Source organism: Rugosimonospora acidiphila (genome assembly GCF_039543385.1).
Taxonomy (GTDB): domain Bacteria; phylum Actinomycetota; class Actinomycetes; order Mycobacteriales; family Micromonosporaceae; genus Rugosimonospora; species Rugosimonospora acidiphila.
Map to the genome: position 1 here is coordinate 298,728 of NZ_BAABJQ010000005.1, position 21,142 is coordinate 319,869.

The 21,142-nt window shown below is 71.6% G+C and carries 22 protein-coding genes; 9 read left to right on the forward strand and 13 right to left on the reverse strand.

All coding sequences use genetic code 11. The features are described 5' to 3' along the window. Window positions 1–9 precede the first annotated feature (9 nt). Window positions 10–690 (reverse strand): cell division ATP-binding protein FtsE, encoded by a 681-nt coding sequence (ftsE, locus tag ABEA87_RS11375; protein WP_345628675.1) that lies wholly within the window; start codon window positions 688–690, stop codon window positions 10–12. 570 nt (window positions 691–1,260) lie between these two features. Between ftsE and ABEA87_RS11380 the strand changes: the two genes are divergently transcribed. Continuing rightward, window positions 1,261–1,764, forward strand: a complete 504-nt coding sequence (locus ABEA87_RS11380; RefSeq protein WP_345628677.1) for an NADPH-dependent FMN reductase — start codon at window positions 1,261–1,263, stop codon at window positions 1,762–1,764. 56 nt (window positions 1,765–1,820) lie between these two features. Here the strand turns inward: ABEA87_RS11380 and ABEA87_RS11385 are convergent, their stop codons facing one another. From ABEA87_RS11385 to ABEA87_RS11395, 3 genes are all read right to left on the reverse strand, one after another. Further along, window positions 1,821–2,276 (reverse strand): RrF2 family transcriptional regulator, encoded by a 456-nt coding sequence (locus ABEA87_RS11385; protein WP_345628679.1) that lies wholly within the window; start codon window positions 2,274–2,276, stop codon window positions 1,821–1,823. 1 nt (window position 2,277) lies between these two features. Next, window positions 2,278–3,393, reverse strand: a complete 1,116-nt coding sequence (gene prfB / locus ABEA87_RS11390) for a peptide chain release factor 2 (RefSeq protein ID WP_345628681.1) — start codon at window positions 3,391–3,393, stop codon at window positions 2,278–2,280. A gap of 237 nt (window positions 3,394–3,630) precedes the next feature. Beyond that, entirely contained in the window at window positions 3,631–4,146 is a 516-nt protein-coding gene (locus tag ABEA87_RS11395; RefSeq protein WP_345628683.1) for a PadR family transcriptional regulator, read from the reverse strand. A 389-nt stretch (window positions 4,147–4,535) separates the two neighbouring features. Here ABEA87_RS11395 and ABEA87_RS11400 point away from each other — a divergent pair, with 389 nt between their 5' ends. Then, entirely contained in the window at window positions 4,536–5,789 is a 1,254-nt protein-coding gene (locus ABEA87_RS11400; protein WP_345628685.1) for a 6-phospho-beta-glucosidase, read from the forward strand. Next, window positions 5,786–6,823, forward strand: coding sequence for an N-acetylglucosamine kinase (locus tag ABEA87_RS11405; protein ID WP_345628687.1), 1,038 nt, complete (start codon window positions 5,786–5,788; stop codon window positions 6,821–6,823). The genes ABEA87_RS11400 and ABEA87_RS11405 overlap by 4 nt, the downstream gene beginning before the upstream one ends. Window positions 6,824–6,828: 5 nt before the next feature. Here ABEA87_RS11405 and ABEA87_RS11410 read toward each other — a convergent pair whose 3' ends face one another. Beyond that, window positions 6,829–7,614 (reverse strand): tryptophan 2,3-dioxygenase family protein, encoded by a 786-nt coding sequence (locus ABEA87_RS11410; protein WP_345628689.1) that lies wholly within the window; start codon window positions 7,612–7,614, stop codon window positions 6,829–6,831. Between the two features lie 59 nt (window positions 7,615–7,673). Here ABEA87_RS11410 and ABEA87_RS11415 point away from each other — a divergent pair, with 59 nt between their 5' ends. Continuing rightward, window positions 7,674–10,136, forward strand: coding sequence for a helicase-associated domain-containing protein (locus ABEA87_RS11415; protein WP_345628691.1), 2,463 nt, complete (start codon window positions 7,674–7,676; stop codon window positions 10,134–10,136). Window positions 10,137–10,152: 16 nt separating this feature from the next. Here the strand turns inward: ABEA87_RS11415 and ABEA87_RS11420 are convergent, their stop codons facing one another. From ABEA87_RS11420 to ABEA87_RS11430, 3 genes are all read right to left on the reverse strand, one after another. Continuing rightward, window positions 10,153–11,115, reverse strand: coding sequence for a zinc-binding dehydrogenase (locus tag ABEA87_RS11420; RefSeq protein WP_345628693.1), 963 nt, complete (start codon window positions 11,113–11,115; stop codon window positions 10,153–10,155). Between the two features lie 86 nt (window positions 11,116–11,201). Beyond that, window positions 11,202–12,365, reverse strand: coding sequence for an NAD(P)-dependent malic enzyme (locus ABEA87_RS11425; RefSeq protein ID WP_345628695.1), 1,164 nt, complete (start codon window positions 12,363–12,365; stop codon window positions 11,202–11,204). A 169-nt stretch (window positions 12,366–12,534) separates the two neighbouring features. Then, entirely contained in the window at window positions 12,535–12,837 is a 303-nt protein-coding gene (locus ABEA87_RS11430; protein WP_345628697.1) for a S24/S26 family peptidase, read from the reverse strand. A 73-nt stretch (window positions 12,838–12,910) separates the two neighbouring features. On the opposite strand from ABEA87_RS11430, the gene sodN reads away from it, so the two are divergent. From sodN to ABEA87_RS11445, 3 genes are read left to right on the forward strand one after another with little or no spacing between them, the layout of a single operon-like run. Further along, window positions 12,911–13,318 carry a superoxide dismutase, Ni gene (sodN, locus tag ABEA87_RS11435; protein WP_345628698.1) on the forward strand — a complete coding sequence of 136 codons (408 nt, stop codon included), beginning with the start codon at window positions 12,911–12,913 and terminating at the stop codon, window positions 13,316–13,318. 53 nt (window positions 13,319–13,371) lie between these two features. Then, entirely contained in the window at window positions 13,372–13,857 is a 486-nt protein-coding gene (locus tag ABEA87_RS11440; RefSeq protein WP_425570850.1) for a GNAT family N-acetyltransferase, read from the forward strand. Between the two features lie 21 nt (window positions 13,858–13,878). Beyond that, window positions 13,879–14,295: an ATP-binding protein gene (locus ABEA87_RS11445; RefSeq protein WP_345628702.1), complete on the forward strand. Its 417-nt coding sequence runs from the start codon at window positions 13,879–13,881 to the stop codon at window positions 14,293–14,295. Window positions 14,296–14,412: 117 nt separating this feature from the next. On the opposite strand, the gene ABEA87_RS11450 is transcribed toward ABEA87_RS11445, so the two are convergent. Together ABEA87_RS11450 and ABEA87_RS11455 are read right to left on the reverse strand one after the other, a co-directional pair. Further along, window positions 14,413–15,219: a FadR/GntR family transcriptional regulator gene (locus ABEA87_RS11450; RefSeq protein WP_345628704.1), complete on the reverse strand. Its 807-nt coding sequence runs from the start codon at window positions 15,217–15,219 to the stop codon at window positions 14,413–14,415. Between the two features lie 23 nt (window positions 15,220–15,242). Next, window positions 15,243–15,635, reverse strand: coding sequence for a hypothetical protein (locus ABEA87_RS11455; RefSeq protein WP_345628706.1), 393 nt, complete (start codon window positions 15,633–15,635; stop codon window positions 15,243–15,245). Between the two features lie 36 nt (window positions 15,636–15,671). Between ABEA87_RS11455 and ABEA87_RS11460 the strand changes: the two genes are divergently transcribed. Next, window positions 15,672–16,625 (forward strand): diacylglycerol/lipid kinase family protein, encoded by a 954-nt coding sequence (locus ABEA87_RS11460; protein ID WP_345628708.1) that lies wholly within the window; start codon window positions 15,672–15,674, stop codon window positions 16,623–16,625. 369 nt (window positions 16,626–16,994) lie between these two features. Next, window positions 16,995–17,246: a WhiB family transcriptional regulator gene (locus ABEA87_RS11465; protein ID WP_203916460.1), complete on the forward strand. Its 252-nt coding sequence runs from the start codon at window positions 16,995–16,997 to the stop codon at window positions 17,244–17,246. A gap of 162 nt (window positions 17,247–17,408) precedes the next feature. On the opposite strand, the gene ABEA87_RS11470 is transcribed toward ABEA87_RS11465, so the two are convergent. From ABEA87_RS11470 to ABEA87_RS11485, 3 genes are all read right to left on the reverse strand, one after another. Then, window positions 17,409–18,401, reverse strand: a complete 993-nt coding sequence (locus ABEA87_RS11470; RefSeq protein ID WP_345628712.1) for a sirohydrochlorin chelatase — start codon at window positions 18,399–18,401, stop codon at window positions 17,409–17,411. Window positions 18,402–18,423: 22 nt separating this feature from the next. Continuing rightward, window positions 18,424–19,134, reverse strand: a complete 711-nt coding sequence (locus tag ABEA87_RS11475; protein ID WP_345628714.1) for a phosphoadenylyl-sulfate reductase — start codon at window positions 19,132–19,134, stop codon at window positions 18,424–18,426. A 252-nt stretch (window positions 19,135–19,386) separates the two neighbouring features. Further along, complete coding sequence (locus ABEA87_RS11485) at window positions 19,387–21,096, reverse strand: nitrite/sulfite reductase (protein ID WP_345628717.1); 1,710 nt, start codon at window positions 21,094–21,096, stop codon at window positions 19,387–19,389. Window positions 21,097–21,142: the final 46 nt, after the last annotated feature.

Below are 21,142 nucleotides of genomic sequence, written 5' to 3' on the forward strand. Positions count from 1 at the left end.
CCCTTCGGGTCAGCCGTAGACACCGCGCGGCTGGTCTCGCACGATCTTGCCGCTCTCAATTTCCACGACGCGGCGACGCATCTGGTTCACGATGTTGGAGTCGTGCGTGACCATGACGACCGTGGTACCGGTGCGGTTAATCCGGTCGAGCAGCCGCATGATTTCGATGGACGTGTCCGGGTCGAGGTTACCGGTGGGCTCATCGGCGAGCAGAATCAGTGGGCGGTTCACGAACGCCCGGGCCACCGCCACGCGCTGTTGCTCACCACCGGACAGTTCGTGCGGGTAGCGGTGCTCCTTGCCGCCGAGGCCGACGAGTTCGAGAACCTCGGGCACCACCCGTCGCGCCACCCCCTGCGACTTGCCGATCACTTCGAGCGCGAAGGCGACGTTCTCGTAGGCGGTCCGGTTCGGCAGCAGCCGGAAATCCTGGAAGACGCAGCCGATCTGGCGGCGGAACGCCGAGATCTTCCAAGAGCGCAGAGCCGTGACGTCCTTGTCCGCGACGACGACCCGCCCCTTGTTGGGCTGGATCTCGTGCAGCAGCAGCTTGATGATGGTGGACTTGCCGGAGCCGGATGGTCCGATGAAGAAGACGAAGTCACCCTTCTCGATCGAGACCGACACGTCGTCGAGCGACGGCCGCGAGGCTTTCGGGTACGTCTTGGTCACATGCTCGAGCCGAATCACGGGTCAGCAGTCTACGCGGTGTAACTAAAACGCCAAGTGCGACAGGTAGTGGTACGTGCCTTTTACTATGAATCGCGCGGAAGATTCCAGTGCTCGCCTGGCACGAGATCCACTCGATCAAATTCCGCACCTTCCAGATAGGGATTACGTAATCGCGAGAACTGTTCACGCGCGGTTAATAATTGGCGCGCCGTCCCTATCCCGAAATGTGGAAGATCCCCGGTTACCCGCAGCACGCTCGGGGCCATCGATGCGTATCGGCCGGCCGGGGCCCACCGCCGCCGGGCGGCCACCCGACCAACCCCGAGCCGGCCGCCCGCGCCCGCCGGAGCCGACCACGACCGTGCCAGCCCGTTCCGACATGACTACAGACAGCTATCTGACACTGCCGGACCGCACGGCCAGTCCGATCCCGGCCGGACCACCCTCCCGGGTTGTCCCCCGTCGTTCCGGCCGGAGGCCCGTGGTGGCCCCGGGATACTGATCCGGCGGGGGCCATCCCGCCGGGGACCCCGCGACACGACAGCCCGCCCCACCAGAGGCGGCACCCACCCAGAAACTGGTATCGGCATGAGTGGAATCGTGGTCCTGTCGGGAGATCCACGCCCCGACTCCCATACCGCGCGGCTCGCGAACGGCATCGGGTCCGGCGCGGCGCAGCTGATCGGGGCGCGACCACCGGAGGTCTTCGACCTCGCCGACTACGGCCACCGGCTGCTGGTACCCGACGACACCGACGTGATCAGGGCCGTCGCCGCCGTACGCGACGCGGATCTCCTGGTGATCGCCACGCCCGAGTACAACGGCACGTTCACCGGCGTGTTGAAGGTCTTCCTCGACCGCTTCCCGTCCGGCGGGCTCGCCGGACGCCCCACGTTGAGCGTGGTCACGTCGTCGACGCCGGGACGGGCCGAGGTGGCCGAGAGCCACCTGCACGCGCTGCTGGCGGACCTGGGCGCCACCACGCCGGGGCCGGGGCTCGCGGTGGCCGAGGACCAGCTGACCCGGCCGGACGTGCTGATCAGCGGGTACCTGGACCGGGTCCGCAGCGCCCTGGGCGTGCCGAGCCACTGATCCGGGCAGGCAGCCGCACGACCAGCGTCAGTCAGGACCAGCGGGCCGAGCCGGGGTCAGCGGGGTTGCCAGGCGGAGTGATCGGCGATCAGCCGGCGGACGTGTGCCGGCAGCCTGCCCTTCGCCACCTCGGCGAGGCTGACCTCGTCGAGGACCCGGCGGACCGCCGCCCGTACCGCCACCCACAGTTCCTGCAGGTGCACCGCCGTGCCGCCGTACTGGGTCTCCTCCGGGCGCAGCCCGCGCACCCCGGCCAGCGGGCCGTCGACCGCCCGGAGGACGTCTCCGACCGCGATGTCGGCCGGGGGCCGGGACAGCGTGTACCCGCCGTCCACGCCCCGGGTGCTCTGGACCAGGCCGGCCCGGCGCAGGTCCGCCAGGATGGTCTCCAGGAACTTACGGGGCATCTCCTGCTTCGCCGCCAGTGCCTGAGCCGAAATCGTCCTCGGGTGGGCCGCCGCCAGCTCGACCGCCGCCCGGACGGCGTAGTCGCCGCGCGCCGAGATCTGCACGTCAGCGCGCCTCCAGCTCACGCTGCTTGCGCCAGCGGATGCCCGCCTCGATGAAGGCGTCGATCTCACCGTCGAACACCGACGTCGGGTTCCCGGTCTCGTACTCGGTCCGAAGATCCTTGACCATCTGGTACGGGTGCAGCACGTATGAGCGCATCTGATCGCCCCACGAGCCGGCCACGTCGCCCTTGATCGCGTCCATCTTGGCCTGCTCCTCGGCCCGCTTCAGGGCCAGCAGCTTGGCCTTCAGCACGCCCATGGCGGTCGCCTTGTTCTGCAGCTGGGAGCGCTCGTTCTGGCAGGAGACCACCAGCCCGGTGGGCAGGTGGGTGATCCGGACCGCGGAGTCGGTCGTGTTGACGCCCTGGCCACCCGGCCCGGACGACCGGTACACGTCGATGCGCAGGTCGTCCTCGGGGATGTCGATGTCGTCGGTCTGCTCGACCACCGGCACCACCTCGACGGCCGCGAAGCTGGTCTGCCGGCGGCCCTGGTTGTCGAACGGGCTGATCCGGACAAGCCGGTGGGTACCGCCCTCAACCGACAGGGTGCCGTACGCGTACGGGTGCTTCACCGCGAACGTGGCCGACTTGATGCCGGCCTCCTCGGCGTAGCTGGTGTCGTACACATCGGCCGAGTACCCGTGCCGCTCGGCCCAGCGCAGGTACATCCGCAGGAGCATCTCGGCGAAGTCCGCCGCGTCCACGCCGCCGGCACCGGAACGGATGCTGATCAGCGCCTCGCGCGAGTCGTACTCCCCGGACAGCAGGGTACGAATCTCCAGTTCGTCGACGGACTTGGTCAGCGCGGTAACCTCGCTGCCGACCTCGGCCAGGCTGCCCGGGTCGTTCTCGGACTGGGCCAGTTCGAGCAGCACCCCGGCGTCGTCCAGCCGGCCGCGCAGCCGCTCCACCCGGTTCAGCTCGCCCTGGACGTAGGACAGCTTGGACGTGATCTGCTGCGCCCGGGCCTGGTCATCCCACAGATCCGGGGTGGCGGCGACGGCCTCCAACTCGGCCTTGTCCTTGCGCATCCGGTCGAGGTCGAGCACGGCTTCGATGTTGCGCATGGTGTTATCGAGGCTTTTGAGCTGGTCAGCGAAATCGGCAGCGGTCACGGCTGTTAAGGGTACTGTCACCGCCGCCTGATCTGCTCATGTGGCCGCCCGGGACGGTCGAGGGAGTTCCTTTGCCCCCGGTTCGGGCGATTCCGCCCACCGGTCCGGACCCCTGCCGCCGGTCCTGGCCGAGTCGGTCGCGAGTCGGCCCGCCCTCCGGACGGGGCCGCCCGGTGCCGGGGCCGCCCGGGGCCGCCCGGGGCCGCGCGGTGCCGGGCCGCGCGATCCGCCGCCGGGCTACTTGGCCGGGGCGTTCTTGAGCCAGGCCAGCGCCGCCCGGTGGTACCCGACCGCGAACTCCAGGGCCGCCGCTCCGTGATCGTCGCCGTCGCGCCGCAGCTCCTTGACCGCCTCCCGGGCCTCGTTCAGCGCGGCCGTGTGGTACGCCGTGGCCTGCGCGTACGCCGTCTTCAGCTGGGTCGCCGTCTGGTACTTGCCGAAAGCCGCCCGCAGCGCGACCGGGCTGCGCACCGCCTCCCGGGCCGGCTCCTCGGCCAGCCACTTCCCGAACGCCCGCTTGCCGGCTGGAGTGATCGAGTACGGTTGGCTGGACCGGGCACCCGGCTTGCCGAGCTTCACGTAGCCGGCCTCCGCCAGGGCGGGCAGTTCGCGGTAGACCTGACTCCGGGTCATCGACCAATACGCGCCCAGTCGCTTCTGCGCGGCGGTCATCAGCTGACCACCGGTCATCGGGCCATCGTGCAGCAGGCCTAGTAGGGCCGCCGCGGTTGCGTTCACTCCAGTTTCCGCCATGCCCTCTACGCTGCCACTCCATCACCTTGTAGTCCAGGATTTCCCCACAATTGCTCCATTGTGCACTGTCCCCGCTGGACAGTCCGCTGTGGACACTGAGACGGTCACCAGTCAAAAAGTGGCCCTGGCCAGGCACGGAGCGCCAAATCCGGAGGCTCCGGCGGGAAAGAAGTGATCATACAATTACCGAGCGTTGAGGCTTGACGGGCATCCGGAGGGCTTTTACAGTTGGGTCAATCGTTAGGAACCCTGTCTAACAGTTAACCAAACGTCAGCCCGACCGACAGCCCCCGCATCGCACGCCAGCACCGGTCCCGGCGGATCGCGGCGACCCCCAGATGGGCGCGCGTGCCCGGCGAACCGGCGCCGCCCCCGACTGGAGCCCGAGCATGAAGATCACTGTTGTCGGTGGCGGGTCGACCTATACCCCCGAGCTAGTCGACGGCTTCGCGCGACTGTTTCCCGACGTTACTGAATTGGCGCTGGTAGATCCCGCGCACGACCGGCTGGCCGTGGTCGGACCATTTTCCCAGCGCATCTTCCGCCGCTACGGACACCCAGGTCAGATCACTTACACCGACGATCTGGACGCCGGCCTGGCCGACGCCGAAATCGTCATCATCCAGCTCCGCATCGGCGGCCAGCAGGCCCGCATTTCCGACGAGACCTTTCCACCCGAGTGCGGCTGCGTCGGCCAGGAGACCACCGGGGCCGGCGGCCTGGCCAAGGCTCTGCGCACCGTGCCCGTGGTCCTCGACGTGGCCGAGCGGGCCCGGCGCCTGGCGGCCCCCGGCGCCTGGATCATCGACTTCACCAACCCGGTGGGCATCGTGACCCGCGCGCTGCTCGACGCCGGGCACCGCGCGGTCGGCCTGTGCAACGTGGCTATCGGCTTTCAGCGGCGCTTCGCCGCCATGCTGGGCGTCGATCCGGCGGAGGTGATCCTCGACCACGTCGGGCTCAACCATCTCACCTGGGAGCGGGCCGCCTATGTGTCCGATGTGGACAGACTGCCGGAGCTGATGGCCGGCCAGCTGGAGAAACTGGCCGGCGAGGTCGCCCTGCCGGTCGAGTTGCTCAGCACGCTCGGCAGCGTGCCCTCCTACTATCTGCGCTACTTCTACTGCCACGACGAGGTGGTCCGCGAGGAGCGCGGGGTGCCCACCCGGGGGCAGAAGGTGGCCGACATCGAGGCCCAACTGCTGCGCATGTACGCCGATCCGACGCTGGATACCAAGCCCGAACTGCTCGGCCAGCGCGGCGGCGCGTTCTACTCCGAGGCGGCAGTCGGTCTCATCGCCTCACTGCGCTCGAACGACGGCGCGGTGCACTCGGCGAACGTACGCAACCGTGGCCACCTGCCGTTCCTATCGGACGACGCGGTCATCGAGGTCAGCTGCCGGGTGGGCGACGACGGCGCGGTACCGGTTCCGACCGGCCCGCTGGGCCCCGCGCTGTCCGGACTCATCGCGCACGTCAGTGGGTACGAGGAGTTGGCCGTGGCGGCGGCCATCCACGGTGGACGGTCACGGGTGTACCAGGCGATGCTGGCGCACCCGCTGATCGGCCAGCACGAACTGGCCGACGCCCTGACCGACAAGCTGCTGGCCGCGAACGCGGCGCACCTGGCGTGGGCCCGATGAGCGAACCGCACGGCACGGCACCGGCGAACGGCGACCCGCCGCTCGGGCCGCTGTACATCGCGATCGACGGCGGCAACTCGAAGACCGACGTGCTGGTCGGGTCCGCCCGCGGCGAGCTGCTCGGTCTCGTACACGGCCCGAGCTCGCAGCCGCAGGAGTTCGGGGTACCGGCCGCCATCGCGCGGCTCGACTCGCTGGTGCGCCGGGCGCTCGAGGAGGCCGGCCTGCCGCCCGGCACCGTGCTGGCCCGCGTCGACGCGTACCTGGCCGGGGCGGACCTGCCGGTCGAGGTCGACACGCTGCTGAAGGCGATCGGCGAGACCGGCTGGGCCCGGGAGTACCGGGTGGACAACGACCTGTTCGCGCTGCTGCGCTCCGGTACCGTCGACGCGGACGCGGTGGTCGTCACCTGCGGCGCCGGGATCAACTGCCTCGGCCGCCGCGCCGACGGTCGGGTGGCCCGGTTCCCCGCGCTCGGCGAGATCACCGGCGACTGGGGCGGCGGACACCACCTGGCCGCGCTCGCCCTCTGGCACGCAGCCCGGGGCGAGGACGGCCGCGGCCCGCGCACCGCGCTGAGCCCGGCCGTGGCCGCCCACTTCGAACGGGCCAGCGTCGAGGACGTGGGCGCCGCCATCCACCTCGGCGAGCTGGACCGCGCCCGGATCAACGAGCTGTCGCCCGTACTGTTCTCCGTCGCGGACGCCGGCGACCCGGTGGCCCGCGAGGTGGTCGCCCGGCAGGCCGAGGAGGTGGTGGCGCTGGCCACCGTCGCCGCCCGCCGGCTGGACCTGCTCGACCGGCCGCACACGGTGGTACTCGGCGGTGGGGTGCTTGCCGCCCGGCACTCGCTGCTGCACGACGCGGTCATCGAGGGCATCGCCGCGCTCGCACCGCTGGCACGGTTCGTCGTCCCGGGCGACCCGCCGGTGACCGGCGCCGCCCTGCTCGCCATGGACGCGCTCGCCCCGCTCGACCCCGGGGGCGAGGCCGCGCTGCGCGAGGCGGTGCGCACCGCGGCCGCGTCCGGGTAAGCGCCCTACAGGCGGCTGCGCAGTTCCCACAGCTCCGGGTAGAAGCGCAGCTCGACCCGGGAACGCAGGTAGGCGCCGCCGGCCGAGCCGCCGGTACCCGCCTTGGTCCCGATCTGCCGCTCCGCCATCAGCACGTGCCGGGCGCGCCACAGCGACCACGCCTGGTCGTGGTCGACCAGCGCCTCGGCCAGGTCCCACAGCGGCCCGAACCTGGTCCGGTCCCGGGCGACCTCGACGTACGCCGCGAACCGCTCCTCCTCGCTGTCCATGGCGAAGCCCGCGTGCCGCAGCACCGCCAGGTACCCGTCCCACAGCGACGGCTCCGCCAGCCGCCGCTCCAGCCGCTCGCGCTCGCCCTCGGTCAGCCCCCGGAACCGGGTCAGATACCCGGGGTCGCGCAGCCCGGACAGGAACTCGACCTCTCGGAACTGGGCGGACTGGAAGCCGGACGCCGGAGCGAGCTTGTTGCGGAACGCCAGGAAGTCCTGAGGCGTCATGGTGTCGATCACGTCCACCTGCTTGATGAGGACGTCCTCGACCGAGCGGGCCCGGGCCAGCCGTACCCGGGGCAGGTACGCCTCGCCGGCCAGCATCCGGTCGCGGGCATCGGTCAGCTCCGACAGCAGCAGCTTGAACCACAGCTCGTACACCTGGTGGATGGTGATGAACAACAGTTCGTCGTGGGCCGGCGGCACCGACTCGGCGACCTGCTGATCGAGCAGGTCGTTCAGGTGCAGATACGCACCGTAGGTGAGCAGGCCACCCTGCTCACCGAAGCGTGGGTCAGTCACCCCGCCACGCTAGTCGGCCTCGGGCCCGGGCCAGGCGCGGCGGGCTAGCCTGGCTATCCGTGGCATCCTCACTGTCCCGGTGGCTCGGCGCCCTGGAGCCGGATCGACTGTCCGCGCTGCTGACCCGCCGGCCCGAGGCGCTGACCGAACCGGTCCCGCGCACCCTCGGCGAGCTGGCCGGGCGGCTGCAGGGCCGGTTCGGGGTGGCCGGGGCGGTCCAGTCGGTGCCGCTGCCGGCCGTGCAGGTGCTGGAGACGGTGTACGCGTACGACTGCCAGACCAGGGCCGACCTCGCCGACCTGCTGGACGGCGACGGGCTGGACGGCGACGGGCTGGACGAGGCCCTGACGGCGCTGGCCGACCGGGCGCTGCTGTGGGAGTACGAGGGCCGGCTCGGCGTGGCCGGCGAGGCGATCAGCGTGCTCGGGTACCCGCTGCGCCTCGGGCCGAACGCCGCCGACCTGTTGGCCGTGCGCCCGGTGACCGAGCTGCGCGGCATCGCCGGCGAGCTGGGCCTCGCCGCCGCCGGGCCGGTGAAGAGGAACCTGCTGCGCGAGCTGGCCGGGTTCTACGGCAACCCGGAGCGGATCCGCGGGCTGGCCGCCTCGGCACCCGCCGAGACCCGGGCGGTCCTCGACGGGCTGACCTGGCACGGCCCCCTCGCCACCAGCCCGACGACCGGGTTCGGCGGCCCGGCCGGGCCGCGCTACCTGGGCCCGGAGGACTGGGCCGTCCGGCGCGGGCTGCTGCTGCCGGACGGCTGGCAGCAGCTGGCCATGCCGCGCGAGGTGGCGCTGGCCCTGCGCGGGCCGGGCTGGCGGCCGCCGTTCGACCCCCGGCCGCCGAGCCCGGCACCGGCCGAGGTCGACGAATCGGCGGTCGCCCGGGAGGCCACCGCGGCGGCCGGCACGCTGGTCGACCAGGTCAACGCGTTGCTCGCCGCCGGACCGATAGCCCGGCTGAAGTCCGGCGGAGTGGGCGCCCGCGAGCAGCGCCGGCTGGCCAAGCTGATCGGCGCCGACGAGCCGGGGGTACGGCTGGCCGTCGAGCTGGCCCACGGCGCCGGGCTGCTGGCCGCCACCCCGGAGGCGGTGCTGCCGACCGAGGCGTACGACCAGTGGGCCGCCGCCGAGCCGCCGGAGCGCCTGCCGCCGCTGCTGGTCGCCTGGCTCCGGCTGCCCGTGGTGGGCTGGCGGGACGGCGCGGCGCTGATCCGGGACCCGGTCGGCCGGCTCATGCCGGATCTGCGGATGGAGTTGCTGGCCGTGGCCGCCGCGCTGCCTGAGGGGCGCGGGCTGGCGGAAGAGGGGTACCTGTCCGCCGCGGTGCGCTGGCACGCGCCCGTACTGGCCGGGGCGTTCGAGGATCCGGCCGAGTTCATCGGTCCGCTGTGGGCGGAGGCGGCCCGGCTCGGCCTGGTCGCGCACGGCACGCTCTCGCCCCTCGGCCGGGCATTGATCGCGCTGGACGCGGAGCGGCTCGGGCGGGCGGCCAGCGACCTGCTCGACACGGCCACCGGTACCGCCATCTTCCAGGCCGACCTCACCGCGGTGGTACCCGGCGCGCCCAGCGCCGCGCTGGCCTCGCTGCTGGACGGGTCCGCCGACCGGGAGTCCCGGGGCACCGCGTCGACCTGGCGCTTCACGGCCGCCTCGGTGCGCCGGGCGCTGGACACCGGGGCTACGGCACCGGAGCTGCTGGCCCGGCTGCGCGCGGTGGCGACCGGCGGCACCCTGCCGCAGCCGCTGGAGTACCTGCTCGGCGACGTGGCGCGCCGGCACGGGGCGCTGCGGGTACGCGCGGTCGGCTGCGTGCTGCACGCCGGCGACCCGGCGATGCTGGCCGAGCTGCTGGCCAGCCGGGCGCTGGCCGCCCTGCACCTGCGCGAGCTAGCGCCCACCGTGCTGGCCAGCGCCGCCTCGCCGGCGGACACGCTGGCCGCGCTGCGTTCCGCCGGGTACGCGCCGGTACGCGAGGACGCCTCGGGTGAACCGCTCGTGGAACGGGTGGACCGCCGCCGGGCGGCGGCGCCGGCCCGGCACCGTACCGTCCGGCGCCCGCAGGCGGGCGAGCTGGCCGACCCGGCCGTCCTGGCCAAGTCGCTGCTCTCCGCCCAGGACGCGGAGCCCGCGACGCTTACGGAGCCCCCGACACTTGCGGAGCCTCCGACACTTACGGGGCCCCCGAGACTTACGGGGCCCGCCGGGTTCGCGGGGCCGTTGGAGGCCGGGCCGGCGGCGCGGCGGCACCGGGCCGGCGGACGCGAGGAGCGGCCGGACACTCTCGAGACGATCGGGGCGCACGCCCCCGGGCTGGACGAGGACGAACTCCGGCTACTGGCACACGCCATCGACTCCGGCGGGGCGGTGCGCATCGCCTACCGGGACGCGGACGGCCGGTCAACGGTCCGCGTCATCGAGGAGATCGAGCTGTCCGGTGCCGTGATGGAGGCCTGGTGCCGGCTGCGCGAGGACGAACGGATGTTCATGCTCGCGCGCGTCGAGGCGGTCGCGCCCGTCTGACCCGGGCGCGCCCGGGTCAGCGCGTGTGGTCGAGCACCAGCTTGCCGAACACCTCTCCGGTCTCCAGCCGCTCGAACGCCCGGCGCACGTCCGAGAAGGGGTACTCCGAGTCGATGATCGGCCGGATTCCGCGGCCGGCGCACAGCGACAGCAGCGCGCCCAGCTCGTCCCGGGTGCCCATGGTGGAGCCCAGGATCTCCAGCTGAAGGAAGAACACCCGGCGCAGGTCGACGCTGGCCAGATGCCCGGCGGTGGCGCCGGAGACCACTATCCGGCCGCCCGGCGACGCGCACTTGAGCGAGTGTTCGATGGTAGGCGCGCCGACCGTCTCGATGACCACGTCGACCCGCTCCGGCAGCCGGCCGCCCGGCTCGACCGGGGTGGCGCCCAGCGCCGCGATGCGCTCCCGCTTGCCCGGGTCGCGGCTGGTCGCGTACACCCGGGCACCCAACGCGGCCCCGAGCACCGTCGCGGCCGTGGCCACGCCCCCGCCGCCACCCTGGACCAGCACCGAGCCGCCCTCGGGCAGCCGCCCGCGTACCCGCAGCATCCGGTACGCGGTCAGCCACGCGGTCGGCAGGCAGGCGGCCTCGGCGAAGGACAGCTCGGGCGGCTTGGGCACCAGGTTGCGCCTGGGCACCCGGACCCGCTGCGCCAGCGTCCCCGGGTACTTCTCCGACAGCAGCGTGCGGCCCGGGTCCATGGTCTCGTCGGGGTACTCCGGCGAGGCGATGACGGCGTGCACCACTACCTCGTTGCCGTCCTCGTCGACGCCGGCCGCGTCGCAGCCCAGCACCATCGGCAGCCGGTCCGCGGGCAACCCCACCCCGCGCAGCGACCAGAGGTCGTGGTGGTTCAGCGAGCTGGCCCGGACCTCGACGCTGACCCAGTCGTCCGGCGTGACCGGGTCGAGTTCCCCGACGGTGAGCCCGGCGAGCGGGTTGTCCGGATCGATGGCGGACGCGTAGGCGGCGAGCATGATCGGACGCTAGCAGCCCTTCCCAGAAAACGCAGCCGTGGCGGGGGCGGGCAACGCGCCGGCGCCCGCCCGCACCACGGTTGCGGTCAGGCCTTCCGGACCACGCCGTCCTTCACCGCGGCCTGCGCGACCGCGGCGGCGACGGCAGTGCCCACCCGCGGGTCCAGCGCGGCCGGCACGATCGCGTCCGGGCGCAGGTCCCCGGCGACCACGGCGGCAATCGCCTCGGCGGCGGCCAGCTTCATGTTCTCCGTGATCCGGGTGGCGCGGGCGTCCAGGGCACCGCGGAACACGCCCGGGAAGGCCAGCACGTTGTTGATCTGGTTGGGGTAGTCGCTGCGGCCGGTCGCCACCACCGACGCGTACCGCGCGGCGATCGCCGGATCGACCTCCGGCGTCGGGTTGGCCAGGGCGAAGATGATCGCCCCGGGCGCCATGCCGGCCAGCGCCTCCTCGGCGATCGTGCCGCCGGACAGGCCGATCAGCACGTCCGCGCCGCGCAGCGCCTCGCCGATGCCGCCCGTGCGGCCGGCGCCGTTGGTGGTGTGCGCGAGATCGAGCTTCGCGCCGGACAGTCCGTCGCGTCCACTGTGGATGATGCCCTGTGAGTCGCAGATCACCACGTTCTCGCTCTGCACGCCGCCGGCGATCAACATCTTGGTCACCGCTACCCCGGCCGCGCCGGCGCCGCTGATCACCACCCGGAGGTCACCGAGCTTGCGATCGAGCAGTTCGGCCGCGTTGCGCAGCGCGGCGAGGACCACTATCGCGGTGCCGTGCTGGTCGTCGTGGAAGACCGGGATGGGCAGCGCCTCGTCCAGCCGGCGTTCGATCTCGAAGCAGCGGGGCGCGGAGATGTCCTCCAGATTGATCCCGCCGAACGACGGTGCCAGCGCGGTCACCACCGAGACGATCTCGTCGACGTCCTGGGTGTCGAGGCAGATCGGCACCGCGTCCACGCCGCCGAACTGCTTGAACAGGACCGACTTGCCCTCCATGACCGGCATGGCACCCCGCGGCCCGATGTTCCCCAGGCCCAGCACGGCGCTGCCGTCGGTCACCACCGCGACCGTGTTCGCCACCCACGTGAACGTGTTGACGAGCGACTCGTCCGCCGCGATCGCCTGGCACACCTGTGCCACGCCGGGCGTGTACGCCAGCGAGAGATCCTCCCGCGTCGTCACCGGTACGGTCGCGGCCACCGCCATCTTGCCGCCACGGTGCAGTTCGAAAACCGGTTCCTGGAACATCCCTGTAAACCCCTCAAGGCCTCATTACCTCTGGTTTGCCGAGGGCGCTTACGGTTTGGCCTCCGGCCGCCGCGCTAGCACGGTCGGCCAGCGTCGGCGCAGTTCGCGGGGGTCGCCCGGTTACTGGCCCGAGCATAGTGGGCGACGGGGGCGAAATCCGTGGCCAGGGTCACCGTCGTCGCATCAGGGACAACCGGGGCCACCAACGCAGCCACACCCTGCCCACCACCGTGGACGGTCCGTAGCGGCGGGAGTCGTCCTGTACGAACGCGTTGTCGCCCTGCACCCACCAACCGTCGCCAGCGGGCCGGATCGCTCGCTTGACCATGAGACCGTCCTGTCCAGGGAACTCAACGATCACCACATCTCCCGCGCGAACCCGGCTGGTACGCCGTACCAGCAGGGCATCGCCGTCCCGCAGTGTCGGTGCCATCGAGGGGCCCCGGACCAGTGCGGTGAACCACCCGTCCACGCTGCCCGTACCTCCTCCCAGGAGTAGGGTTCCCCGTGAGGGCGATCATCGCAAAATAGCCAGGAGGATCCTGATGCGACTGCCACGTTTCCTTACTCCTACCACCGTGGTCCGGGCCCACTGCGACCTTCCGTGTGGCGTCTACGACCCGGCGCAGGCCCGGATCGAGGCCGAGTCGATCAAGGCGATCTGTGAGAAGTACCAGGCCAACAACGACCCGGAGTTCCGGACCCGGGCGCTGATCATCAAGGAGCAGCGCTCCGAGCTGGTCAAGCACCACCTCTGGGTGCTGTGGACGGACTACTTCAAGCCGAACCACTTCGAGAAGTACCCGCAGCTGCACGGCCTGTTCAACGAGGCCACCAAGCTGGCCGGCGGTGGCGGCGGAGCCAAGGCCTCGACCGACCCGGCCGTCGCGGAGAAGCTGCTCGGCAAGATCGAGGAGATCTCGAAGATCTTCTGGGAGACCAAGCAGGCGTGAGTGTCACGTCCATCCGGCCGGCACGTCCCGAGGACGTGCCGGCCATTGTGGCAATGGTCCACGAACTCGCCGAGTACGAGCGGGCACCGCAGGACTGCCACCTCACCGTCGAACAGCTGCACGAGGCCCTGTTCACCGACCGTCCGGCGCTCTACGGGCACGTCGCCATCGGCGACACCGGCGAGCCGATCGGCATGATGCTGTGGTTCCTGAACTTCTCCACCTGGAACGGTGTGCACGGCATCTATCTGGAGGACCTCTACGTGCGGCCGGACTTCCGAGGTAGCGGCGCCGGCAAGGCACTGCTGGCCACCCTGGCGCGGATCTGCGTCGAGCGGGGCTACTCCAGGCTGGAGTGGTGGGTGCTGCACTGGAATCCGGCCCGGGAGTTCTACCACGCGATCGGGGCGGCGGCGATGGACGAGTGGCTGCCGTACCGGTTGACCGGCGCCCCGCTGGCCCGCCTCGCCGAGGCCGTCGGCCCCGGTATCGACGCTGTCGAGCAGGGCGGACCACACGACCTGGCAGCGACCCCCTAGAGTCATCCTCGGGGGGACCCTTTGACTCAGCTGGCACCTCGCGACCCGGCGGCGACGAGCAAGGATGACGTCGTCGTGCTTGTCGTACCCGCCGACGGCAGCTACCTGGCGGTGCTGCGCACCGCCACGGCGGGACTGGCCGCCCGGCTCCAGTTCACCCTCGACGAGATCGAAGACCTCCGCATCGCGGTCGACGAGGCGTGCGCCATGCTGCTGGCGGTCGCGCCCACCGGCGCGGAGTTGACCTGCGAGTTCGAGGTCACGGCCGAGGCCCTGGCGATCAATGTCACGGCGCCGGTGAAGGGCAGCGCGGCCCTGCCGGGCGGGCAGTCCTTCGCCTGGCAGGTGCTCACCGCGCTGGCCGGGAAGGTGAGCGCCGACACGACCGACGAGCGGGCGACGATCCGGCTCACCAAGCACCGTTCCAGCCGCGGCTGACCCGCCCGGCGGCCGACCCTGCCGGCCTCGGCCCTGCCCTTCCTCGGCCCTGCCCCTGCCCTTCCTCGATGCCCGGGCCCCGGATGGCCGGGGCGCCGATCCGGTCGCGAGCCGGCGTCAGGCCGGCCGGGCCGCCGGAGCCGGGGTGGCCGCCGGACTCCGCCGGCCCGCCCGTAGCTGCTCCGGAACAACTGTGCGACGCGGTGAGCCGGGCCGTGCCGCGTGCAGTCGCGCCAGGTGCCAGGTCACCGCGCGCTCGGCCGCCGGCCCGTCGCCGGCCGCCACGCAGCGCAGGATCTCCCGGTGCTCCGCGTCGATGCCCAGCCAGGTGCCCTGCGGCGCCAGGTCGGACAGCTGAACCTCGTTGGTGATCGCGTACAGCGGGCCGGTGACCAGCTCGAACAGGGGGTTGCCCGCCGCCGCGGCCAGCGCGACGTGGAATTCCCGGTGCGCGGCCAGCCGCACCGGCAGCTCGTCGTGTACCGGATCGAACATGGTCGAGCGCAGCCGCTCCAGGTCCGCCTCGGTGCGCCGTCGCGCCGCGAGCCCGGCGGCGGGCACCTCGAGCATTTCGCGCACCTCCATGAGGTCGCTCATGCCGGCCGCCGCCGTCGCCAGGAGCAGCCGCACCCCGGCCGACAACGACTCGGCGAGCTCCGACGCGTTGGGCTCGGCGACGAAGCTGCCGCCGGTCACGCCCCGGGTAGTGACGATCAGGCGCTGGCTGGACAGCAGTCGAAGGGCCTCCCGCACGGTGCTGCGGCTGACCCCGGCGCGGGCGCACAGCTCCGGCTCGGTGGGCAGCCGATCACCCGGCCGCAGCCGACCCGAGGTGATCTGGGACCGCAGGTCATCGGCCAGGAGTTGATACGCGGGGACCCGCGCTTGCTGCGCCATCTGGTTAGCTCGCCGACGCTCGCTCACGGATGGCTAGCCTACGGTACCGCTCAGTGAATGCCGAGCGCTTCCCGCGACGACGGGGCCAGCAGCAGCCCGGCCCCCAACAGACCGAGGATCATCACCGGTACCCCGATCCAGGTCGCCCCGCCGGCGACCATGTAGTACCCGATGGGCACCATCAGCAGTTCCAGCACGATCGAGGGGCCGCGCGCCCAGGCTTGCCGCCGCCGCAGTTGCCACGCGAGCAGCGCCAGCACGACGGCCAGGGCGAACGGGAACGCCACCGAGATGATCGTGCTGCTGACCCCCACCGTGGGCTGGGTGGTGGCGTAATACGCGAGCAGGCCGGACGCCACCACGACGCCGGCCGCCTCGACGAGCAGCAGCAAGATCGCCCAGCGCAGGCTGGCCCGATCACTGATCTTCGGCTCACTCACCACCAGCCCAGGTTAGGCCGTGCCGGTACAGTCCCTGCCATGCGGGCGCTTCTGGTGGTCAACCACCGGGCCACCACGACGAGCGGACGGGTCCGCGACGTACTGGTCCAGGCGCTGCGGAGCGTGGTCAATCTCGAGGTGGCCTACACGCAGCGGCGGGGCCACGCCGCCGGGCTGTCCCGGCAGGCGGCCAAGGACGGCATGGACGTGGTGGTCGCGCTGGGCGGCGACGGCACCGTCAACGAGATCGTCAACGGGCTGCTGTCCGACGGCCCCGGCCCGAGGGTGCCCGCCCTGGCCGTGGTGCCCGGCGGCTCGACCAACGTCTTCGCCCGAGCCCTCGGCCTCCCCAACGACTGGGTCGAGGCGACCGGCGTGCTGCTGGAGGCCCTGCGCGAGCATCGGTCCCGCACGATCGGGCTGGGCCGGGCCGACGATCGGTACTTCACGTTCTGCGCCGGTTACGGGCTGGACGCGGAGGTGATCCGCAAGGTCGAGCAGGCCCGCCGGCGGGGCACCACCTCCACCCCGACGCTGTACGTGCGGGCCCTGGCCACCCAGTATCTGCTCTCCGGCGGGCGGAACCGACCGAAGATCACGCTTGAGCGCCCCGGCGAGATCGCCGACACCGATCTGGACACGGCCATCGTGCAGAACACCACGCCGTGGACGTACCTGGGCAACCGGCCGGTCGACGCCTGTCCCGACGCGTCCTTCGATCTCGGCCTCGACATGCTCGGGGTCCGTGCGCTGCACACCCCCGGCTTCGCGCGTACCCTGACCCAGTTGCTGCTGCCCGACGGGGTGCGCCGCACGCGCTCCGGTGGACCACGGGGGCCGCACGGCAAGTCGGTGCTCCGGCTGCACGATTCGCCCGAGTTCACGCTGCGGGGCGACACCCCCCGGGCGCTGCAGCTGGACGGCGAGTATCTGGGCGAAACGGACAAAGTGCGCTTTGTCGCCGTACCGGCGGCTCTTCGCGTAATCTGGTGACGAACGCTAGGAGCAGTTTCAAAGTCTGGACACTGGGAACAGTCCAGGACGCGAAACACCTGCCGGGAAATGCCGGCAGCTAGGAACGTACTGTACTACATTGATTACGAACTGTCGCAAGCCGGAGTATGGGTTACTCGGGAACCAGTACAAAACGGACGTGAGGTCCCTCACCCGCCTGGAGTTTTTCCGAGAATCCCTCTTGACATCGCAGTAGTTCGTGAAAGTATTCACAAGCGAACGAGTTACGGCCACGTTGCCTGCTCACGCGCTGCTAGTTACCTGACTACTCGTTAGGTAAGAAGCACCGCGCGACGCATAGAGGAATAAAGCGCAATCACTGCTACCGATTCAAGGAGTGTTGCCGCCATGGACTGGCGCCACCGTGCTGCCTGCCGCGACGAAGACCCGGAGCTGTTCTTCCCGATCGGGACGTCCGGCCCGGCCGTGCTGCAAGTTGAGCAGGCCAAGGCGGTCTGCCGGCGCTGTTCGGTGATCGACGACTGCCTTCAGTGGGCTCTCGATTCCGGACAGGACGCTGGCGTCTGGGGCGGAATGAGTGAAGAGGAACGACGCGCTGTCAAGCGCCGCGGCGGAATGCGCGTACGCGCCTCGCTGTAGCGTCCACTTCACCGTCCGAACCGACCGCCTCACAACGCAGGACCCTACAGGCACCCCGGGTGATAACTCACTCCGGGGTGTCACTGTTTGTGCCTCGGTCAATACGAGCCGCCAATATCAACCGTCGATCTGATTGATATTGATGGGCGGGGAGCCGCATCGCTATGCGGCGACCGGATCCAGCACCCGGGCGGCGCCGGCGCGCAGCAGGACGAGCCGCGCGATCTCCGGCGCTGCGCCGAGCGGTCCGGCGATGCCCACCGCGCCAGCGTCCCGGGCCCGCTCCACGATCCGGTCGTGCAGCAGCCCGGGTGCGAGGAAGTAGCTGGCGACCGCGATCCGGCGGGCGCCATCGGCCCGCAGCGCCGCGAACGCCGCCGCCGTATCCGGACCACTGCCCGAGGCGTATCCGGCCCGGCACGGGCGTCCCAGGGCGGTTCCGAGGGCGTCCGCCACGAGATCCACGGTCCGCAGCGCGCCGTCCTCCCGGCTGCCGGCGCCGGCCAGCAGGATCCCGTCAGAGCCGGCCAGCGCGCCGGTCTGGTCCAGCCGGCGGATGAGGGCCGCGGTCATCAGGTCGAGGGCCCGGCGGTCGAGAACGGCGCCGTCGACCGGGCCTAGTACGGTGCCCAGCCCGACGTCGATGCGCGCGCCGGCGGCGACGGCCCGCTCGATGTCCGCGGGCACGTCCACCCGGCCGTGGTAAGCGGCGGTCAACAGCAGCGGCACCACGATCGCGGTCGTCTCGCCGCGAGCCGCCGCGGCGGACAGCACGTCCGGCAAACGCGGGGCGGAGAAGTCCAGGAACGCGGCACTCACCGGGGAGCCGGCCGCCAGGGTCCCGGCCGCCAGGGTGCCGGGCCGGGCCGGTCGCCGGGGACGAGGCAGGCGGCGCCGCCCCTGGGCGGGCGCCAGGCCGCCCGGAATCGGGCTCACCGGCAACGCCAGGCCCGCGCCCGGCATCGCCGGACCCGGACCCGCGACGGTGGCGGCCGAGGTCGGCACGGAGCCCTCGACGGACGAGCCATCGCCGGACGTGCCATCGCCGGCCAGGCGGCGCGCCACCGCGCGGGCCAGCCCGCGGGTCGATCGCGCCGCCCGGGCGTCCCGGCTGCCGTGAGCCACCAGGACCAGCCGAGTGCCCTCGTCACTCATCAGGTCGCCTCGCCGCGCTCGCTCATCCCGCGTGGATGCCGCACTCGGTCTTGTCGAACATCGGCCAGCGCCCGGCGCGCGCGTCCTCCCCGGGCGCCGTACGCCGCGTGCACGGCCAGCACCCGACCGAGGCGTACCCCTTGCCGATCAGCTCGTTCACCGGCACGTTGTACTTGGCGATGTAGGCCTGGACTTCCGCCTCGGTCCAGTACGCCAGCGGCGCGACCTTGACCTTGCCCCGGCCGGCTTCGAAGCCCACCACCGGCGTGTTGGCCCGGCTCGGCCCCTCGTCCCGGCGCAGCCCCGCGGCCCAGGCGTCGTACGGCTCCAGCGCCCGCTCCAGCGGCTCGACCTTGCGCAGCGCGCAGCACTCGTCGGGCTCCCGGGAGAACAGCCGGGGGCCGAACTCGGCGTCCTGCTGGCCGACGGTGAGCTGGGGCCTGATCGACTTGATGTTCACCGGAATGGTGGACCGCACGGTGTCGCGCACCCGCAGCGTCTCTTCGAAGTGCAGGCCGGTGTCCAGGAAGACCACGTCGATTCCGGGGGCCACCTGGGACACCACGTGCACCAGGACCGCGTCGGCGAACGAGCTGGTCACGCAGAACCGCTCACCGAACTGCCCGAGCGCCCACTCGACGATCTCGTGGGCCGGCGCCTGGGCCAGCTCTACTCCGGCCCGGGTCGCGATCTCCCGCAGTTCGCTGGTCGTGTACCGAGTTGCCGTGCTCATCGCTCTACCACCGATCCGGATTCCGACCGCGAGGTCGGGGCCAACAGGCCGACGAACTTGAGGGTGAATACCCGGGTGCAGGACCGGCATTCCCAGGTCCCGTGCGCTTCCCCGTGCGGACGGAGATTTTCTTCGGCGCAGTACGGGCAGTGCTGAGGCGACACCCTCTCGCTCATCGCTCCGCCTCGCTCCGCTCGTCGGAGCGAGGCGGCACGACCGCGCCGCAACCCCACTTCGCTCGCTGACGCTCGCTCACCTGAGCTCCGCCTCCTCGGCCCGGGCGACCCACTGTGAGAAGCTCTCGCCCTCCTGCCGGGCGCCGGCGTACCGGCGACCGAGCCGCTCCACGTAGTCCACGAGGTCCTCGGAGGTGGTCTTCAGACCACGCAGCTTGCGCCCGAAGCCGGCCTCCTGGCCCTCCGCCAGGGCCAGGCCGCCGCCCAGGTGCACCTGGAAGCCCTCGACCATCTCACCGTTCGGGCCCGGCACCAGCTGGCCCTTGAGCCCGATGTCGCCGACCTGGGTGCGGGCACAGGCGTTGGGGCAACCGTTGATGTTGACGGAGATGTCCACATCGATGTCGGCGAGCCGCTTCTCCAGCTCCTCGACCAGCTGGGCCGCCTTGGCCTTCGTCTCGACGATGGCCAGCTTGCAGAACTCGATGCCGGTGCAGGCCATGGTCGAGCGCCGCCAGGACGACGGGCGGGCCTCCAGTCCGATTCCGCGCAGCGCCTCGATGAGGCTCTCCACCCGGTCCTCGGGCACGTCCAGCACAATCAGCTTCTGGTACGGGGTGGTGCGCACCCGGCCGCTGCCGTGCGCCTCGGCGATGTCCGCCAGGCTGGCCAGCGTCGTACCGCTGACCCGGCCGGCGATCGGGGCCACGCCGACGTAGTACAGGCCGTCCTTCTGCTTGTGCGCGCCGATGTGGTCGTGGGGGCGCTTGGGCAGTTCCGGGGCCGGGCCGTCGATCAGCTTCCGGTGCAGGTACTCGGTCTCCAGCACCTCCCGGAAGCGCTCGGGGCCCCAGTCCGCCATGAGGAACTTCAGCCGGGCGCGGGAGCGCAGCCGCCGGTACCCGTAGTCCCGGAAGATGCTGATCACGCCGAGCCAGACCTCGGCGGCCTCCTCCAGCGGCACCCACACGCCCAGCCGCTTGGCCAGCATCGGGTTGGTGGAGAGGCCGCCGCCGACCCAGAGGTCGAAGCCCGGCCCGTGCTCGGGGTGCACCACGCCGACGTACGAGATGTCGTTGGACTCGTACGGCAGGTCGGGCAGCCAGCCGATCGACGACTTGAACTTGCGGGGCAGGTTGGACAGCGACGGGTCCCCGATGTACCGCTTGTTGATCTCGTCGATGACCGGGGTGGCGTCGAGCACCTCCTCGGCGGCGACGCCCGCCAGCGGGCTGCCCAGGATCACCCGGGGCGAATCGCCACAGGCCTCGGTGGTGGACAGGCCCACCGCCTCCAGCTCGCGCCAGATCGCCGGCACGTTCTCGATCTCGATCCAGTGCATCTGGACGTTCTGCCGGTCGGTCACGTCCGCGGTGTCCCGGGAGTACGCCTGCGACACGTGTGCCACGGCACGCAGCTGAGCCAGGTCCAGCTGCCCGCCGTCGATGCGTACCCGCAGCATGAAGTACTCGTCGTCCAGCTCCTCCGGCTCCAGCACGGCGGTCCGGCCGCCGTCGATGCCGGGGCGGCGCTGGGTGTAGAGCCCGTACCAGCGGAACCGGCCGCGCAGGTCGGCCGGGTCGATACTGGCGAAGCCGCGGTGGGCGTAGATGTTCTCGATGCGCGCCCGGACGTTCAGCGGGTTGTCGTCCTTCTTGGAGCGCTCGTTGGCGTTGAGTGGCTCACGGTGGCCCAGCGCCCACTGTCCCTCACCACGGGCACGGCGGGGCGTTGCTCCGGCGGCGTTACCGCGTGCCGGGGCGGCCGAGCGGGAATTGACCGTCATCTCGCGTCTCCTGTTTCACGGGGAGCGCGCGTACCCGCACGGGCCG

Excerpts from the sequence above, each read along its gene's own strand:
- ABEA87_RS11380 (WP_345628677.1), top strand. The coding sequence starts at position 1,261 with ATGAGTGGAATCGTGGTCCTGTCGGGAGATCCACGCCCCGACTCCCAT.
- ABEA87_RS11395 (WP_345628683.1), bottom strand. The coding sequence starts at position 4,146 with ATGGCGGAAACTGGAGTGAACGCAACCGCGGCGGCCCTACTAGGCCTG.
- ABEA87_RS11400 (WP_345628685.1), top strand. The coding sequence starts at position 4,536 with ATGAAGATCACTGTTGTCGGTGGCGGGTCGACCTATACCCCCGAGCTA.
- ABEA87_RS11405 (WP_345628687.1), top strand. The coding sequence starts at position 5,786 with ATGAGCGAACCGCACGGCACGGCACCGGCGAACGGCGACCCGCCGCTC.
- ABEA87_RS11420 (WP_345628693.1), bottom strand. The coding sequence starts at position 11,115 with ATGCTCGCCGCCTACGCGTCCGCCATCGATCCGGACAACCCGCTCGCC.
- ABEA87_RS11425 (WP_345628695.1), bottom strand. The coding sequence starts at position 12,365 with ATGTTCCAGGAACCGGTTTTCGAACTGCACCGTGGCGGCAAGATGGCG.
- sodN (WP_345628698.1), top strand. The coding sequence starts at position 12,911 with ATGCGACTGCCACGTTTCCTTACTCCTACCACCGTGGTCCGGGCCCAC.
- ABEA87_RS11440 (WP_425570850.1), top strand. The coding sequence starts at position 13,372 with ATGGTCCACGAACTCGCCGAGTACGAGCGGGCACCGCAGGACTGCCAC.
- ABEA87_RS11460 (WP_345628708.1), top strand. The coding sequence starts at position 15,672 with ATGCGGGCGCTTCTGGTGGTCAACCACCGGGCCACCACGACGAGCGGA.
- ABEA87_RS11465 (WP_203916460.1), top strand. The coding sequence starts at position 16,995 with ATGGACTGGCGCCACCGTGCTGCCTGCCGCGACGAAGACCCGGAGCTG.
- ABEA87_RS11470 (WP_345628712.1), bottom strand. The coding sequence starts at position 18,401 with ATGAGTGACGAGGGCACTCGGCTGGTCCTGGTGGCTCACGGCAGCCGG.
- ABEA87_RS11475 (WP_345628714.1), bottom strand. The coding sequence starts at position 19,134 with ATGAGCACGGCAACTCGGTACACGACCAGCGAACTGCGGGAGATCGCG.
- ABEA87_RS11485 (WP_345628717.1), bottom strand. The coding sequence starts at position 21,096 with ATGACGGTCAATTCCCGCTCGGCCGCCCCGGCACGCGGTAACGCCGCC.